Source organism: Desulfobacter vibrioformis DSM 8776 (assembly GCF_000745975.1).
GTDB classification, from domain to species: domain Bacteria; phylum Desulfobacterota; class Desulfobacteria; order Desulfobacterales; family Desulfobacteraceae; genus Desulfobacter; species Desulfobacter vibrioformis.
Genome location: NZ_JQKJ01000027.1, coordinates 19,407 through 36,461 on the forward strand (window position 1 = coordinate 19,407; position 17,055 = coordinate 36,461).

16 protein-coding genes are annotated in these 17,055 nt (G+C 50.4%); 5 read left to right on the forward strand and 11 right to left on the reverse strand.

The window, feature by feature from the left end:
* Nucleotides 1–87 precede the first annotated feature (87 nt).
* Together Q366_RS15340 and Q366_RS20440 are read left to right on the forward strand one after the other, a co-directional pair.
* A complete protein-coding gene (locus Q366_RS15340; protein ID WP_035240600.1) occupies nucleotides 88–2,088 on the forward strand; it encodes a hypothetical protein in 2,001 nt (666 codons plus the stop codon).
* A gap of 670 nt (nucleotides 2,089–2,758) precedes the next feature.
* The gene (locus Q366_RS20440; RefSeq protein WP_051958088.1) at nucleotides 2,759–4,336 is read left to right on the forward strand and encodes a histidine kinase N-terminal 7TM domain-containing diguanylate cyclase; all 1,578 of its coding nucleotides are present in this window, start codon (nucleotides 2,759–2,761) and stop codon (nucleotides 4,334–4,336) included.
* Between the two features lie 4 nt (nucleotides 4,337–4,340).
* Here the strand turns inward: Q366_RS20440 and Q366_RS15350 are convergent, their stop codons facing one another.
* Entirely contained in the window at nucleotides 4,341–4,637 is a 297-nt protein-coding gene (locus Q366_RS15350; protein WP_035240601.1) for a class I tRNA ligase family protein, read from the reverse strand.
* 250 nt (nucleotides 4,638–4,887) lie between these two features.
* Between Q366_RS15350 and Q366_RS20445 the strand changes: the two genes are divergently transcribed.
* Entirely contained in the window at nucleotides 4,888–5,913 is a 1,026-nt protein-coding gene (locus Q366_RS20445) for a helix-turn-helix transcriptional regulator (protein ID WP_051958089.1), read from the forward strand.
* Nucleotides 5,914–5,999: 86 nt separating this feature from the next.
* On the opposite strand, the gene Q366_RS15360 is transcribed toward Q366_RS20445, so the two are convergent.
* The 8 genes from Q366_RS15360 to Q366_RS15390 all read right to left on the reverse strand — a co-directional run bounded on the left by Q366_RS15360 (nucleotide 6,000) and on the right by Q366_RS15390 (nucleotide 12,035).
* On the reverse strand, nucleotides 6,000–6,839 hold the full coding sequence (locus tag Q366_RS15360) for a class I SAM-dependent methyltransferase (protein WP_051958090.1): 840 nt from the start codon (nucleotides 6,837–6,839) through the stop codon (nucleotides 6,000–6,002).
* Complete coding sequence (locus Q366_RS15365) at nucleotides 6,826–7,845, reverse strand: methyltransferase family protein (protein ID WP_035240602.1); 1,020 nt, start codon at nucleotides 7,843–7,845, stop codon at nucleotides 6,826–6,828. The genes Q366_RS15360 and Q366_RS15365 overlap by 14 nt, the downstream gene beginning before the upstream one ends.
* 8 nt (nucleotides 7,846–7,853) lie before the next feature.
* Complete coding sequence (locus tag Q366_RS22415; protein WP_169742973.1) at nucleotides 7,854–8,207, reverse strand: ATP-binding cassette domain-containing protein; 354 nt, start codon at nucleotides 8,205–8,207, stop codon at nucleotides 7,854–7,856.
* Nucleotides 8,092–9,357, reverse strand: coding sequence for an ABC transporter ATP-binding protein (locus tag Q366_RS15370; protein WP_051958092.1), 1,266 nt, complete (start codon nucleotides 9,355–9,357; stop codon nucleotides 8,092–8,094). The genes Q366_RS22415 and Q366_RS15370 overlap by 116 nt, the downstream gene beginning before the upstream one ends.
* Nucleotides 9,354–9,668 (reverse strand): CbiQ family ECF transporter T component, encoded by a 315-nt coding sequence (locus Q366_RS15375; protein ID WP_035240603.1) that lies wholly within the window; start codon nucleotides 9,666–9,668, stop codon nucleotides 9,354–9,356. Before Q366_RS15375 ends, Q366_RS15370 begins: the two co-directional genes overlap by 4 nt.
* A 159-nt stretch (nucleotides 9,669–9,827) precedes the next feature.
* Nucleotides 9,828–10,469 carry an MptD family putative ECF transporter S component gene (locus tag Q366_RS15380; protein WP_035240604.1) on the reverse strand — a complete coding sequence of 214 codons (642 nt, stop codon included), beginning with the start codon at nucleotides 10,467–10,469 and terminating at the stop codon, nucleotides 9,828–9,830.
* 35 nt (nucleotides 10,470–10,504) lie between these two features.
* Entirely contained in the window at nucleotides 10,505–10,807 is a 303-nt protein-coding gene (locus Q366_RS15385; protein WP_035240605.1) for a TonB-dependent receptor domain-containing protein, read from the reverse strand.
* A 13-nt stretch (nucleotides 10,808–10,820) separates the two neighbouring features.
* Nucleotides 10,821–12,035 (reverse strand): TonB-dependent receptor, encoded by a 1,215-nt coding sequence (locus Q366_RS15390; RefSeq protein WP_169742974.1) that lies wholly within the window; start codon nucleotides 12,033–12,035, stop codon nucleotides 10,821–10,823.
* A 147-nt stretch (nucleotides 12,036–12,182) separates the two neighbouring features.
* Between Q366_RS15390 and Q366_RS21360 the strand changes: the two genes are divergently transcribed.
* Together Q366_RS21360 and Q366_RS15395 are read left to right on the forward strand one after the other, a co-directional pair.
* Complete coding sequence (locus tag Q366_RS21360) at nucleotides 12,183–12,353, forward strand: hypothetical protein (protein ID WP_156968191.1); 171 nt, start codon at nucleotides 12,183–12,185, stop codon at nucleotides 12,351–12,353.
* Nucleotides 12,354–12,509: 156 nt separating this feature from the next.
* Nucleotides 12,510–13,067, forward strand: a complete 558-nt coding sequence (locus Q366_RS15395) for a type I restriction enzyme HsdR N-terminal domain-containing protein (RefSeq protein WP_035240609.1) — start codon at nucleotides 12,510–12,512, stop codon at nucleotides 13,065–13,067.
* Nucleotide 13,068: 1 nt separating this feature from the next.
* On the opposite strand, the gene uvrA is transcribed toward Q366_RS15395, so the two are convergent.
* Together uvrA and pdxA are read right to left on the reverse strand one after the other, a co-directional pair.
* Entirely contained in the window at nucleotides 13,069–15,906 is a 2,838-nt protein-coding gene (gene uvrA, locus Q366_RS15400) for an excinuclease ABC subunit UvrA (RefSeq protein ID WP_035240610.1), read from the reverse strand.
* On the reverse strand, nucleotides 15,890–16,924 hold the full coding sequence (pdxA, locus tag Q366_RS15405; RefSeq protein ID WP_035240611.1) for a 4-hydroxythreonine-4-phosphate dehydrogenase PdxA: 1,035 nt from the start codon (nucleotides 16,922–16,924) through the stop codon (nucleotides 15,890–15,892). The genes uvrA and pdxA overlap by 17 nt, the downstream gene beginning before the upstream one ends.
* Nucleotides 16,925–17,055: the final 131 nt, after the last annotated feature.

The following is a 17,055-nucleotide window of genomic DNA, read 5'->3' on the forward strand; positions in this document are numbered from 1 at the left end:
GCATTTGCCATTCAACTTTTTGGGAAGTGCCGGAGCAGATGGGGTCAAAGCGATCTGATTTTTTCATATCCAAGACAAGGAGGCAAAATGAACGCATTAAAGGTAACCGGTTCGGATATCGTACAGGATATTGCATCTTCAGGCGCGGCCTATGCGCTGGACGCATTATTTGAAGGTGCGGAAGTCCCCCTCGATGGCATAGGCTCGGATGTCTCTGGCCTGATTATGTCTTTGCTGTTCAAGGGCGGGGGCAACCCAGACAATAAAATCCTAAAGGATCTGGATCAGATCCAATCCACCTTGGAAACCATTGAAACCCAGCTCGGCGTATTCGAAAAGCAGCTTGAGGCGCTTAAGGAACAGATGGCCATAGATACCTCTGATATTGAAAACAATAACGAAAAAGTGGCGTTGAATAAATATATCGACACTATTGACTATTCTTGGGAGTGTTTTTATGGCTTGCGGATCCAAAACAAAGACGGGAGCTGGAGTTGGACCTCGGATCTTAATAGCCTTAAGACGCTTGCCGACTCAATTCTTGGCAAAGATTCCAATGCGCAGAATATTCCCAGTCCGGATTCAGTTAGATATCCGTTGTTTTGCATTCACAATGGTCTCACCGGAGAGGGCGACACAGAGGGGAATTTGTTCCAGGACATTGCCAATAATGCGGTCCTCCATGTTGACGCAGGGGGTGACCGCCTGGGGTATTTTTACGTCATGGAAAATTATTTCGGAAAGATGCTCCATGTCCAGACCAAGGCGGCGACCCTGATTGTCGAGGCACATCGATATCGCGATGAATCCGATTCCGGCAAGGACGAGACTGTCAACGATGCCACAATCTTTATGGAGTGGTACCGCAGTCATATCGAGGACCAGGTGGAATGCTTCCTTAAATCAGTGGAGTACTACATCGTCAACACGGCAAGACTTTATAAGGGGTTTGCCGAATTCATCCCCAATGCCGATACCATGTTCCGGCGTGCGGACCTCAGTGCGGCCTGGCTTTCACGCAGGCACCGGCCAAACCCGGATCATGGGGCGGACGGGCAGCACATGGTCGCTTATAGGGCCATTGGCGGCCCACAGCGGTTGAGCCAGTATCCGGATCAATGGAAGGACAGTGTTCAAAAGGCGGACTGGAACAGGATGCTGTACAAGAAAACCGGCGAATCTGATTCATTTGACGTCCCCAAATATACAAATGCCAAAGTACACGACAACAAGAGCACCGCAACATACGTCCAATATCACTATGACAAGGAGAGGCAGGATTGTCTCAGCGATGCCAAAACGATTGCCGTGACAAAATTTTTTACCTCCGATTTTACAACAGCCCGGAAGGTCGGCGTGGACTTTTACCTCCACGACTTTCCTTACAGGCCTGGTGCCGAAACTCAGGTGGCATGGGTTAACGCGAAAGGGAATCCTCCGGAAGACGGTGAAAAAAGTATCCTGTACGGCCATATTCTGGACATCCAGCAATTGTGGGCGCTAGCCTGGGGCAAGTGGGATGTCAGCCATTCCCACAACTCTCATCACGGCTTGGACTCCATGGAACACTCCTGCAAGGGTGCTTCTCCACATGATTCCAGGGATTTGGACGGATGGAACAGCCTGGAGGTATGCGCCTATCCCAGCACTACAACAGACTTTATGTCAGAATACGGCGTGAAAGTCTCCGGCCATTTTTTTGAGGAAAACGCCAATGTGGGCCATTTCACATGGGTCGGGTCTTCCAAGGTATCGTTAAAGGCGCATTATTCGGCAGCCATAAAAGGAGACTGGGAGATGAAGCATAAAGCATACCCGGGAAACCATGAATGGGGGCTCTACGTCTGGCTTCAAAGCAGCGAAGGGCATGACAGCAAGGATTTTACCCGGAGTATCACCAAGGATCTGAAAAGCGCATCGGATAAATCCTTAGAGATCTCCATTCCGCCGAACCATTCCTTTTATATCTCCATTGGCTCAAGAATGAAAGGCAACTGGGAAGATATCGAGTGTACTGACGGTAACTGGCATCATTGGCACGGGAAATTAACCACCCATGTTAAAGATTTATTTTTTGTGGTGAAATAGGAGTCGGTACAAAAAACTTTCGGACAAAAAAAGGGATACTCCGGATCGATGCGTCATTTCGATGCGTCATTGATCCGGTTTTTTTATTTTAAGCCAAATGAGATGTGGGTTGCCGGTAACGCCGACAGTGCTCATTCCCTGGGTGCGGATGGAGATTACCTACTTTACTTCAAAGAAGTGAAACTAAATCCTGAATCGTTTCAGCTTTTGAGACATTTAAAACCTTCGCATCCGCACCCCCCGCCTTTTTCCCTGTCAGTAGTTCGATCAAAACAATCATAACACTTGGCTTCAGACCAGTGGTTCTTCATGGCGTATGGCAGCCTGAACCCACTGCCACGGGCTGACCTGACATATCGTCGTCCAGGTATAGCCCACAACAACGTAAGGAAGTCATTCATAATTTAAATGCGTTTGCCCTGAAACTTCCCCCCTTGCCGCTGGTATGTTGCAGGCGTTTGTATTATGATGCGTCGGTATTTTGGATAGAGTATAGGAATTTTCATTTCCTAAAACCTAAAACCTAAAACTTAACAACCCACCCGAAGGGCGATAACTTAACGGCGTTCAAGGAAATGGTATGGCCGTACCTTTAATGCATGTGGCAAAATATGAACATTGACCGATATATCAGATCCGTGGTCCGGCAGCGTCAGAATGGGGTGTATTGATGGGCATTCGCGTTTTTTATTATCTTCCCAATCTGTTTGCCGCGGTTCTGACAGCAATGATTGCCTATTACTTATGGCCCAAGCGGTCCATCAGGGGGGCGAACAGCCTGTTTTATTTTCTGGTCGGCACCACCATCTGGGCGTTGAGTGAGGCCCTTCTTTATTTTGACAATTCAATCCCGGCCAAAATACGGATTACCCAGCTTCAATATGTGGGCGTCTGCACAATTCCAATCAATAGTTTTATTTTTATCTGGCGGTATGTGGGATGGGATTCGTGGCTGGACCGGCAGGCGGTCAGGATGTTGTACTTTGCATCCGCATTCATGCTGGGCACTGCCTGGACAAACGACCTGCACGGCTGGGTCTGGCCGGAAATGGTCAGGGACGACAGCGGACCTTTTACCATGCTTGCGATTACCCACGGACCGGCCTTCTGGTTCTGGGTGACATTTTCATATTTTTGTATTGCAATTGTCTTTACGGTGATCATCCGGGCGTATCTTATATCCCCGACTCTTATCCGTGGGCAGTACCGTTTGCTGTTTGTCGGTCTTCTGGTACCGTTTATTGCCAATATTGCTTATATTTACAAACTGCTGCCGGTAGCGAATATGGATCCGACACCCATCTGTTTCTGTGTAACGGCGCTTTTGATGGGTTACAGCTTTATCCGGCATCGGATGTGTGATGTGATGCCCTTGGCCCGGGACGAGGTATTTTTCAGCCTCACCGACGGTATTATGGTTTTTGATAACCGTAATCGTCTGGCATTTATAAACCCCGAAGCGGAAAAAATACTGGGCCACAGCAATAACGATGTTGTAGGTAAAAAAATCCTTCAGTTTGTTGGTGAAGATCTGCTGCCCAGCCAGACTGAACAGGACGCCGGTTCTGAAATAAAATTTCCGGTCAACGGAAAGGAACGCATCTTTGATCTGAGATCCAACCCACTGATCAACGCCCATGGCGAACCTTTAGGCTGGCTGCTTGTCTGGCGGGACATTACCAAAAGAAAAAAACTGGAGGATAATTTACGATATCTTGCCACCACAGATCCCTTGACCGGGGCGTATAACCGGCGTCGTTTCATTAGAACAGGATCAGACGAGGTTGCGCGCTCCCTGCGTTTTCAAAAGAGCATGTGCGTGCTGATGGTGGATATCGACCATTTCAAAAAGATCAATGATGAATACGGTCATGATTTTGGAGACCTTGCTTTAAAGGCTGTGACTAAGGTATGCAAACAGACCATTCGAAATATAGACACCTTTGGCCGTCTGGGTGGTGAAGAGTTTGCCGTGATTATGCCGGAAACCAATATCCAGCAGGCGGTCACCGGGGCTGAACGCCTGCGTAAAGCAATTATGGCCCTGAGTATCCAATCTGCCGGGATGAGTGTAACCGTTACGGTGAGTATTGGTGTGGCCTGTTTAAATGACCAGGATCAAACCATCGAATTGATTTTAAAAAAAGCGGATCAGGCATTGTATCATGCTAAAAACAGCGGCAGAAACCGGGTTTGTTCCGCTGACGGGCAGGGTATATATCGAGGGGATTTCGGTCAGGCTCTGTAGTGACCTAATACCGCGGGCAGGCCATGGCAATCCCACCCCACCTGCGGTCCACAAACCGTCCCTGCATGGTGAAAAACCGCGGGATGGTGTCCTTGATATAAGAGGTGAGGATATGGCCGTAGTGAGGCATGCCCGTGGCAAAGAGCGGACCGTCGTAAAAAAAATATAGGGCGGTTTGTCTTTGGTTTTTTTCAAGGGATTTTTCAAAAATCCCGTTCTCTTTCCAGAAATTGAGGATCTCTTCCTCACAAAGGCTTGGGATAAAAGCGAAAAAAGGTTGGAAAATTATTGGGGGTGGCAAAAGCTACGAACTGCGTAAATGAACTGCTTCTTACGGGGCAATTTTACCCCTGAAAATGGCTCCTTAAGACTTCAAAACGGTTTTTATTGGGATGATATCGCTTTAATATCAATAAGATATATCTGTTCTACTCCGATAAAATCGATATATCCTGATCTCCCATGAAAATTATTTGACAAAAATAAATTCCTGTATAATAAAGTTATAAAAATCTAACAAGATTTGAATATAATAAGTTTTGGTGGCGATAATGAATGAGTCCAGATTGTTTGAGCAGTTTCAGTGCTATGGCCGACGCCCTGACAGGGAGGGCAACGAAACTGTGCTGACCCTGTCCCGGGCCATCGGAGAGGGGTACCGCAGGGAGATACCGCTGGGACCGGGGCTGAAACTGTATCTTGAGAATTATACCCTGAAAGAACAGCTCAGTGCCCGGGTGGTGCCGGAAAAATGCCCCCTGGGAATCTCCCTTTGCATATCCGGCCGGCTTAACTGGATTCCGGACCGGCCCGGACCTGTTCCGGCATACCGGACACTGTCCGGGCAGTTTGATATATCGGTATCCGGATCAGATATGGATGACGGATTCATTGAGTGCATGCCCCATGAACCGATTCGGCTCATCAGTCTTCTCATTGAACCGGACAGGCTGCCTTGCAGAGCAGTTCATGCAGATATCATGGAGAGCTTGCCATTTGCCTCACCAGCCAGCCGGACACAATTGTTTTCATATATGAAACACCACCTGAACCCTTCCATGGATATGGCGGCCCGGCAGTTGATGAACTGCCGGCTGACAGGAATCTCCAAAACCTTTTACCTGACCGCCAAATCCCTGGAGATCATTGCCCTGGCCCTGGGCAGTCTTGAAAACGCTTCCACATTTTTGTCCGCGTTGCCCCCAGGCCATGGCCGGCGTGTGGGCAGCCGGGAAAAAGAGGCCCTTTACCAGGTTCGCCACATCCTGGATCAACAATATCCTGACCCGCCTTCCCTGGCACAGCTTGCCCGGCAAACCGGGCTGAATCAAACCAAGTTGAAAAAAGGGTTCAAGCTCCTGTTCAATACCACCATCTCTTCCTATGTCCTGACCCGGAGAATGGAAAAGGGGCATGACCTGTTGAAAAAAGGGGAAACCACCGTGTCAGAGGTTGCCTATAAGGTTGGTTATGCCAACCGGGCCCATTTTACAAGGGCCTTTACCCGCCAGTTCGGATACCCGCCGGTGGACCTGCTCAGGCACGACCTCCGGGACAATCCCAGGGATTCTGTTTAATCCTTGGGAAAAAAGTTTCTTGTCTGCCGGGTTTATTATTGCATACCAGTCATGATGAAATGGCACCTGGTATAAATTGCATCGGTTCAGGGCACAACCCCTGTGAACATCGTATAGGTGAAAAATCCATAGTAGGCAGGGCTGGCCAAAATAAACCTGTCCGATTCCGGATCTGTCAGGGCCTTGTAAAGTGCCTGATCCCCGGGGCTCAGCCCGGGTAAGGATTTTCCCCAGCGCATGCAAAAAAGATCTGCCACGGCCCGCAGGATCCTGGGGTCCAGGGGGTGGTAAATATCTTGCAAAAAGGTCTTGCACCGGATGTTTTTAAGGCCCAGATCCTTTAATGCCCCGGCTGTGAACATGAAGTGGTGCTGGGGGGCCATGCCGCTTTCAAACGGGGCTGCCCCCTGGGGGGTTGCATTGAGACGGGCCTCCAGAATCGGGTATCCCGGCAGCAGTGCCTGGGAAGACCAGGCTGCAAGGATGATCCGGCCGCCGGGTTTTACCACCCGTTTCATCTCCGCCAGGGGTTCGCCGACCAAGTCCTTTGCATAGTTGATGCAGTCCAGGCTCAAAGCCCAGTCAAAGAGGTTGTTTTCAAATTCAAGACAGGTTACGTCTCCCTGCACAAACTCCGGGGGTGGGGGCAATCCGGTTGAGGACGAAAAGGTACGGACAATACGCCGGGCGATTTCGATAAATTCGGTTTCCCTGTCCAGGCCCACCACCTCCACCCCTTTCCCAAAGGCTTCCATGGCCGGAAGGCCGATGCCGCAGCCAAGATCAAGCCCTTTTCCTTTCAAGCCCAGAAAATCAAACATGGTGCACAACACCTGTTTTCTTAAGGGATGGGAACAGGCAAGGCTGCGAATATATCCGTTGGCGTGGCAGGACAAAACTTCAATGATTTCTTCATTTTCTGGCAATATCCACCTCCATTTCATTGGAGACCATGGGTACCTTCCGGGTGACCACCTGCCTGAAACCCGCCCGAAACAGGGATGGTGCCAGAAATCCCTCGCAGGGCAGCTCGCCCTGGCCCATGAGGGCATCGGGCAGCATGCTTAAGACCATGTCGTCCGGACCGGTCCTGTCTTTGGTTACCACCCCGTGGATTCCCACCAGAACGCCCCCGGGATTCAGGGCATTATAAATACGGGATCCAATCCTGTCCAGGTCACAACCCTGATAATAGAGGGTATCTGACGCCAGTACCAGGTCAAATTCTGTCCCTGGATCATCTTTTGTGTAATCCCCGGAACGTGTGGTGATCCGCCCGGAACAGCCAAACCGCTCAATATACTCCCGGGCAATGGCCACCACGGATTTCCTGTCAAACACCACACTTTCCAGGGTGTCATGGGCCTGGACAACGGCCACGGAGTTCAGGCCCGGTCCGCCCCCGAGATCCAGCATTTTTTTCATGGCCGGGAATTCGGGTAAATCCCGAATGATCCCCGCGGTTTTTGCCGCCACCCCGGCAAGCTCTGTCTGGGCATGGGCATGGGTATAGAATTCGCACATGGCTTCGGAGTTCATGTGTGCCCCGGGCTCATGTTGCATGGGGCCGTTTCTGACCAGTGTCTCAAAGTTGTTCAGGATGGGACCAAGCACCCGGGCTGCCCGGTCCAGCCAGCCGGTGATGCAGGTCTGGCTTTTTGAATTGAGAAATGCCCGGGATTCGCCGGTGTTTTCATATGTCCCGTCCTGATACAAGACCAGGCCGCAGGCCACCAGCCCCTTGAGCATCAGCCGGGTATTGTCCGGGTGGGTCTGAAGCTCTGCCGCTACCTCTTTATATGTCCTGGGCGTATCCAGCAGGTCAAAGACCTTGAGTTGAATGGCACAGCGCAATAGTTCGGGTTTAACGCCGCTGTAGATGATACGATCAATTTCCCGGTGGTTAAGGCCGGTGTCGGTAATGGTTTCCATAGTTCTCCTTAATTGAATTCGGGTAGTGTCCCTTTGATCAGGTATTCCTTTATATCGTTGCCGTTTTTTGAAAGGTTCAGGTCTGCTTTAATTTCTCCTTTGTCCAGAAGCAGTGCCCGGGAACAGGTTTTTGCCAAAAATTGCGCATCATGGGTCACCACCACCACACCATGCCCCATGGCGGTATATTCGTGGAGCAGGCTGGCAAGGCGATCCATATTCCCGGCGTCCATGCCAGAGGTGGGTTCATCCAGAATCAGGAAATCCGCCTGTCTGACAAGGGCGCATGCAATGGACAGACGCTGCTTTTGCCCCCCCGGACAGGGACTGGGGGTGGCGGTGTGCCAGCCGGGCAAGGCCAAGGTGATGAAGAACCCGTTCAACACTGAAAGATACGTTGTCCCCCTGCCCGGGTATGGCCAGAACTTCCTGGCGGACGCTGGCCGCGAACAGTTGATGATCTGCCTGCTGGAGTAACAGATGGCATATTTTGAGGCGCTGCCCGGCCGGCAGCAGGGTGCTGCCAAGGCTGATCGTTCCCTGGGTCTGCCTGAGCAGGCCTGAAACCAGCCGGATCAGGGTGGTTTTCCCCGAGCCGTTGGGGCCGCATACGCCAAGGATTTCACCTTGTGCAATGTGAAAACTGATTTTATTGATTACCGGGGTTGTCTTTTTTTTATGCCGGTATTCAAGATCTTTTATGATGAGATCCGGGCCTGGACCCGTGGTTCCGGAAGGGGCGTTGAATGCCAGTTGTGACAGATCGGTCCGGCGCAGGCCAAGGGCCTTGCAGGCTGACGCATCCATCTGTTCAACCCGGTGTTTGGGGTAACAGGCATGAATTTTTCCCCGGTCCATGAGCACCAGGCGGTCAACAAGACCCAACAGGTAATACAGGCGGTGTTCGGCAATCACAATGGTGTGGCCTGCCTCTTTGAGCCGGCGGATAATGCGCGAAAGCGCAAGAACCGAACCCGGATCCAGGTTGGACAAGGGCTCGTCCAACACATAGATCAAGGGGGCCATGGCCCATATGGAGGCAAATATTGCCCGCTGCTTTTCACCGTTGGACAGCTCAAATATATCTCTTGTCCCAAGGCCTGCCAAACCAAATCCGGAGATGGCCAGGTTCAGGCGCTCGGATGTTTTTTCCCTTTCAAATTGTAAGTTTTCGCATCCCCAGGCCACCTCATCATCTACCCGGGTGGTAAAAAACTGGGACCGGGGGTCCTGGAACACAGACCCCATGATCCGGGCCAGTTCATAGGGTTTGAAATCCTTCACATCCCTGTATGAATCCGGGTAATTCACCAGGACCCGGCCGGCCCGCCACCCTTTTTCAAAGTGGGGAATTAATCCGTTCACAGCCCGGGTCAAAGAGGTTTTTCCGCACCCGCTGGCCCCGCAGATCAGGATGCATTCACCGGGATGTGCAGTTAAATTGACATCTTTGAGTATCCAGCCGGTTTTATCCGGGTTGTAGGTGACGCTTAAATCTTTTATTCGGATCATATGCCCCCCATGGACCGGTCAAAAAAGAGAACAAGACAAATGTCTGCGGCCCACAGACCTGTCCAGGCCGCATCTTTGAATTTAAACCGGATATCGTAAAGGCTCACAGGCCGGCCCGGTGTGTCAAAGCCCCTGGCCAGGGCCGACCGTGACAGCTCTTCACCAATAAAAAGGCTGCGCATAAGCAAGGGGATCAACACCGATTCCGTCACCCGGACAGGATGGGCAATAACGGTTTTGGGGGACAGCACAAGGCCCCGGAAAGCCAGGGCATCCCGGATATGTGAAAATTCCCGGATAAAGGAAGGCATGAACCGCTAATAAAACAAGCTGGCATTGCCACTGGACACAGGCCAGGGAGGCGACTGCGGTGAGAAACGCCGTGGCCAGCTTGGCCCGTTCGTCCATGGAATTGATCAGAGCGTGAACCGGGGCTTGTATCCCGGACCGGAGCAATGCGTAAAAACGGTTCATATCATGCCTGCCGGTCTAAAGTGTCTGTTGATCAGTTTTCGGGCGATCAGGCTGCCGATAACAGCGGCCAGAAACGATACTGCTACCTGGGTGCAGAACAGCGGAATTGTGATTTTGTCAATGAGGCCGGCAAAAAAAGGGTCCACCCGGGCGGTCCGGGCCAGGGTCCGGCTCTCTGTCATTAAAAGCAGAGGGCAGCCGTTGGCAGCCGCTAACACGGTGGCGTAAAAGCAGTACCCGGCGCAAATCACGCGGAAGTTGTCCGCCCCCCAGGCCCGGATAAACCGGTCCGCAGCAATTCCGGCGGGCAGGGCAATCAAAGGAAGCTGCCAGAATCCCATGGACAGCCCCATAAATCCCCACACTCCGGCATTGATGGTCAGGGCCCGTCCGGGTATCTTGACCACCATGAGAATATACACCGTAGCCAGAAACAGGTTTTCAAAGGCCTGGTGAAAATAGGAGAGGATAAATAGCCCTGCCAGGGAATGGAGTGCATACAGGATATGGCTGAGCATCACGATCAGACTGTTGAAAATACCGGCCAGGATCAGGTGGGATACGTCCCGGCCTGTGCCCGAGGCAATTATCTGTGTGCTTTTGGGAATAAAGGGATGTTGTTCAAACGGGTTCGGCATATTCAATTCATTCCTGGGCGAAAATTTGTGTGGGGTTAAAAGCGCCATGCTACTGACAGTCCTGCACAGAAAGGCTCTGCATCCTGGACCAGCTCCATGCCGTCCCAGTCATATTTGATGGTGTGGTACGCTTTATCAAACAGGTTTCTGCCCCAGACGTAGATATCGAATTTTTCGGTTTCATAACCCAGTTTCAGGTTGACCAGGACATAGGCATCTTCTTTGACCGTATTGGCCTGGTCTCCGTAAAAAGCGCCCACCCCGTTGACATCGGCCCGCATGAAAAATCCGTTTGAAAACCGGTACTGGGCTCCCAGATTGAATGTGTACTCCGGCACATCCGGAAGCTTTTTACCCGAATAGTTGTTTTGGATGAAGCCAGTTCAAAAAGGTGCAGGTTCCGTTCCCGAAAAAGGCGTATCCTTTGTTGTCAATATCTGTGGCATCATTGGACATGGCAACGGCATTGGTCCGGGTAATCCTTGTCTCTTCCTTAAAGGCATAGACACCGACCAGCCATGTAAAAGGCGCATCTTTAACCGAGGACAGCCTGAATTCCTGGGTCAGGATCATGTCGTCATAGCCTGCCACCACCTCGCCCCAGTTATTCATGGGGTCTGCCGTGCAGTCATAGTCCTGCTGGTTTTTATTGATATAATCCCTGCGGCCGGTCACGGAAAGCAATTCAAAGGATGGGGCTGTGTATTTCAGCTTCAGGGCCTGGCCGTTTCCGTCTTCATCGGACCAGTCTGTCTCTTCGTGGCGGATGGTATGGGGATCTGTGGTGTAAGGACCGGTCTCAAACCGGTACACCCCGATGTGATCGCGGTTTTTCATGGCATCGGCCACCAGAACGGCTTCAAATGTCCGGGACGGGGTATATCGCAACGACACCCGGCCATTGTACCTGTTCATTTCGGAGGCGTCATCTTCATTGGTGTTAAGGTTGGTTGTGAATCCGTCGTTATCTTCCCACATGCCGGCGACACCAAAATAGAGACGGTCCTTCTGCACAGGGCCTGACAGGCTTATCCGGGTTTTGGCGATCAAGGGATCATCCCCAATGGACGGATAAGTTCCGGCTTCCATAAAAACTGTTCCGGAAAATTCATTGCCCGGCTGCCGGGTGATCACATTGATGACCCCGGATTCTGAATTGCCTCCATATAAAGCTCCCTGGGGGCCTTTAATTATCTCCACACGTTCCAGGTCAAAAAAGTCGATGTTATGCATGTAGTGCAGCGGCAAAAGAATATCATCCACATAAAAAGCTGTAGGAGAATAGACAGAGGTATCAAACGGGGTGATCCCCCGAATGGAGATCATGTTTTCCGATGTGGATTTTTTCATGTCAAGGGAATTGTCGATCATTGCATCTTCGATATGCTGATCGGAAAAAACAGATACGGACATAGGAATTTTCAGGACATCCTCTTCCACCTTCTGGGCCGTAACTATGATATTACCCAGGGACTGGATGTCCTTCACCTCAGATTCGGATATGGCCGGGCTGGCCATCATCAGGCAGGCTATGATGCCGGATGTATATTTAATTAAATTCATCATGGCTCCTCTTTTCATTTCGGTTGGGCTTATTATTTTGTATACAGCAACAAAATAAAGAAAGACGAACCATCTTAGGTTTATTGCGTACCCCTAAAGGTTTTTCAGGCAAAGTTCAGGATAAATTTTAAAATTAGTTGTCCGTAAGTCTTGATTATTCCCGGGGGCATCCTTACAAAAAAAGAGTGCGATGCCATTGCCGTCGCACACACGCTTCATGACATAGTTGATCCTGAAATAACAGAACCCCGGATCTGGGAAGTTACCTATGCCATCCCCTTTGAACTGCTTGAACAATATTGTCCTTTGGTACACGTATAATCAATGACTCCTTGTGTACCTGTTAATTTATAAAATCGGGCTTGACTGAATCCCGGACAGATGGTGAAATACAATATATCAATGACAAAATATCATAAGTTTATAAATTGATGAAAACAAAGAACCAATGGCCTGTGAGAATGTAAAGGTGTTTTTATGAGTGAAAATTCCCATCACCTGATTATGGGTGAGCTTGTTGATTTTTTAAGCGGGAAAACCCTGCCGGACACCCATGATGAACGGTACCGCCAGCAAATTGCCCGGCATCTGGTAAATGGCCTGGGGTTTGATAAATCAGATATTGAGGCGAATCGGGAAATAACCATTCACACCGCTGGGCGCAGTGCAACGGTGAGGGTTGATTTCCTGGTTTACAGGAACCGGCGCGCGGTCATGATGGTCAACTATGCCCCGGGATCCCTTGTGACCCGGCGTTTGTCGACCCTGGCATTGTCGCGGCTGATCTTTGATTACCAGATCCCTTTTGTGGTGGTCACCAATGGACAGGATGCTGAACTGATTTCAGGAACAAGCGGAAAGGTGGAAGGGGAGGGGATATCTGCCATCCCCGGGCCGGATCATCAGATTATAACGTCTTTACCTGATACCTTTGAAACGGTGTCCGCCAAAATGGTGGGTCAGGCAGAAAAGATTGTTTTTGCCTGCATGGTGGACGGATCCTGTATGGTGGAAAATTATTGTGACGAGTGTTAAATCACTCTGTTGTCCCTAAAACCCGGTTCAGGTAAAATCCGGTATGGGACAACGGTGCACAGGCCACTTGTTCCGGGGTGCCCTGGGCAATGATCTGCCCGCCCTGGTCCCCGCCTTCGGGTCCAAGATCAATGACATAATCCGCGCATTTAATGACATCAAGGTGGTGTTCAATAACCACCACGGTGTTGCCTGCATCCACAAGCCTGTCCAGAACAGTTAAAAGCCTTTTGATATCATCGGTATGCAGGCCTGTGGTGGGTTCATCCAGGATATAGATGGTTTTCCCCGTGCTTTTCTTGGATAGTTCCCGGGCAATCTTTATGCGCTGGGCTTCCCCGCCGGACAGTGTTGTGGCGGCCTGGCCAAGTTTGATATATCCCAGCCCTGTTTCCACCAGAGTGGAAAGGGGGCGCCGGATGGCGGATATATGATCAAAAAATTCAAGGGCCTGATTGATGGTCATGTCCAGAACCTGGGCCATGTTTTTTCCTTTGTACTTTATTTCAAGGGTTTCTCTGTTGAATTGTCTGCCTTTGCATACATCACAGGTCACATAAACATCAGGCAGAAAATGCATTTCAATTTTGACCGTGCCGTCCCCTGTGCAGGATTCACACCTGCCGCCCTTGATATTAAAACTGAATCGTCCGGATTTGTATCCCCGGGCCTTTGCTTCGGTTGTCTGGGCAAATAATTCCCTTATATGGGTGAGAACGCCTGTGTAGGTGCCTGGATTGGATCTCGGGGTTTTGCCGATGGCGGACTGGTCAATATGGATCACCCTGTCAATATATTCCATGCCTGAAATGGCCCGGTGTTTTCCCACGGGTTTTTCGGACCGGTTCATCCTGCTTGTGAGGGCCTGGTAAAGGGTTGACAGAACCAGGGTTGATTTTCCTGATCCGGAGACTCCTGTTACACAGGTTAAACACCCCAGGGGAAAGGATACATCAATGTTTTTCAGGTTGTTTTCGTTTGCCTCCAGGACAGTTAAAAATTTTCCGGTGCTGGTCCGTCTGGTTCCAGGCACAGGAATTTTACGTTTTCCGGACAGATACAGCCCGGTGAGGCAGGATGCTTTTGCCAGGTCTTCGGGCGGACCTGAAAACACAATATGTCCGCCGTTTACACCGGCCTGGGGCCCCACATCAATAATGTGATCTGCGGCCAGCATGGTCTCTTCATCATGCTCCACCACCAGCACGGTATTGCCAAGGTCCTTTAAGTGCATCAGCGTACTGAGCAGACGGGCATTGTCCCGCTGGTGAAGGCCGATGCTGGGTTCATCCAGAACATAAAGGACCCCGGAAAGTTTTGAACCGATCTGGGTGGCCAGCCGGATACGCTGGCTCTCTCCGCCTGACAGGGTTGCTGCGGACCGGTCAAGGGTCAGATAGTCAAGACCCACATCTTCCAGAAAACAAAGCCGTTGGGACAGTTCCGCAAGAATGGATTCAGACACGGCTTTTTCCCTGCCGGTCAAATGAAGTGTGTTCACAAAATCAGCGGCCTGTCTGACAGACATGGCTGAAATCTGTTGGATGGTTTTAGCTGCCACCTGAACAGCCGAAGCACCGGGGTTCAGGCGTGATCCATTACATTGAGAGCAGGTTGTATACCCCATGTATTTACCAAGGGTCTGTTTGACAGAAGGTGATTTTGTATCCCGCAAACGCCGGGCAAGTTGTTCAATCACACCTTCAAAGGGTTTTTCATAAACGATTTTTTTCCCGGCCTGTTCAACATAAAAGGGAATTTTACGGGTGCCGGACCCCCTGAGAATAATTTTTTGAAACTCCGGGGAAAGGTCTTTAAAGGGGGTGTAGATATCTTCATTATAATGGGTCACCAGGGCATCTAAAAACTCCATATGACGTACGGAATCCTTTCCGGCCCAGGGCAGTACCGCCCCCTGGCGCAGGGACAGATGGGGGTTCGGGACAATTTTTGCCGGATCAAATTCCCTTAGATGGCCAAGGCCGTCACAATGGAGGCATGCACCCTGGGGGGAATTAAAGGAAAAACTGGCAGGGGAAAATTGCGGATAAAAGATACCGCAGGTGTGGCAGGTGGCTTTTTCGCTGAAAAGGGTCTGTGTTTTTAGATCCAGGTTGTCTATGATCACCTGGCCTTGGGCAAGAGACAGTGCGGTCTCAACGGAATCGGTCAGCCTTTGTTCGATCCCCTGTTTTAAAATCAGCCGGTCCACCACAACCTCTATGGCGTGGGGTTTTCTTTTATCAAGGGCCGGTGCCTCTTCGATTAAGCAGACATGCCCGTCAATTTTAAGCCGTGCAAAGCCTTCCTTTTTCAGGTGATGAATAAGCTGGCCGTGTCCGCCTTTTTTATTGATGACCACAGGTGCCAGCACCATTATTTTTTGCCCTTTTTCAGGCATTGGAAAAAGGATGCTTTGTATGATCTGGTCTATGGATGCAGGTGAAATGGGGGTGCCGCAGATATGGCAGTGGGGCCTGCCGGCCCTGGCAAAAAGAAGGCGCAGGTAATCATAGATTTCCGTGACCGTTCCCACTGTGGATCTCGGGTTGTGGGCAGCGGTTTTTTGTTCAATGGCAATGGCCGGGGAGAGTCCCTCTATGGCATCCACATCCGGTTTGTCCATCTGGCCTAAAAACTGGCGGGCATAGGTGGATAACGATTCCACATAGCGTCTCTGGCCTTCGGCATAAAGGGTGTCAAAGGCAAGGGTGGATTTGCCGGAGCCGGAAAGGCCGGTAATCACAGTCAGGCTGTTCTTGGGGATGCTGACATCAATATTTTTCAGATTATGGGTTCTGGCGCCTTTGATTATGATCTGATCAATTGCCGTTGCCATTGCCATGCCTTTTTTGATTGACCGCCTGGACCGCCGCCATTTTAATGGCCTCTTTCATGCTTGTGGGATCAGCAATCCCTTTCCCGGCAATGTCATAGGCTGTACCGTGGTCCACGGATGTGCGTATGATGGGAAGTCCGATGGTGGTGTTAACCCCGTCCCTGAAATGTACAAGCTTAAAAGGAATCAGTCCCTGGTCATGGTACATGCAGATTACGGCGTCAAACCGCCCTTCAACCGCGTTGAAAAATACGGTATCCGGCGGGTACGGGCCTGCAATATCAACCCCTTTTTCCCGGGCCTGTATTATTGCCGGTAAAATGATATCCGCTTCTTCGTTACCGAACATGCCTTGTTCGCCTGCATGGGGATTCAAGCCTGCCACGGCAAGTCTGGGGGTGGGTATACCAAATCTTGTGATCAGGGTGTCCCGGGTCAGGTTGATGATTCTTGTTATTTCCCGGCAGGTCAGCTGCCCCGGCACCTGGGACAAGGGGATGTGAATGGTCGTTAAAACCACTTTCAGGCGGGTCCCCGCCATCATCATGGCAAAATTGTCAGTCCCTGTTTTATGTGCGATCAGCTCTGTATGCCCATGAAAGGATGACCCGGCCAGTTTCAGGCCTGTTTTGGTAATGGGGCCTGTGACCATGGCATCAATGGCACCGGACAGGGCAAGATCCACCCCGGTATTGATATAGGTTTCCATGGCTCTTCCGGTATCCGGGGTGGGGTGCCCAAGTTCAGTGACATTCGGGTTCAGGCTGGAAAGGCGGACCAGGCAACCCGTGGGAAAATTAGAGAAATCGCAGGATAAATCGTCTGTCGTAACTAACTTAGGAAGAACTGCGAAATTAATATCTGCTTTTTTAAGTATTTCCAGATCACCTAAAACAACAGGGGTACACAAATTGGTAATTTCAGGGTCTGTAAGGCTTTTAATTATTATTTCAGGGCCGATACCTGCAGGATCTCCCATGGTTATGCCAAGCACAGGCCGGTCTGAACGGGTATTCATAATTAGATATTGCTTTCATTTATTATGTTAAATTTGCAAAATATACTATTGACTCAACAGGGTGTAAATACAATTTAGGAACGAATTTGTGAAACTATGATGCATTTTAGGGTTGACCGTTTTTTTAGAGT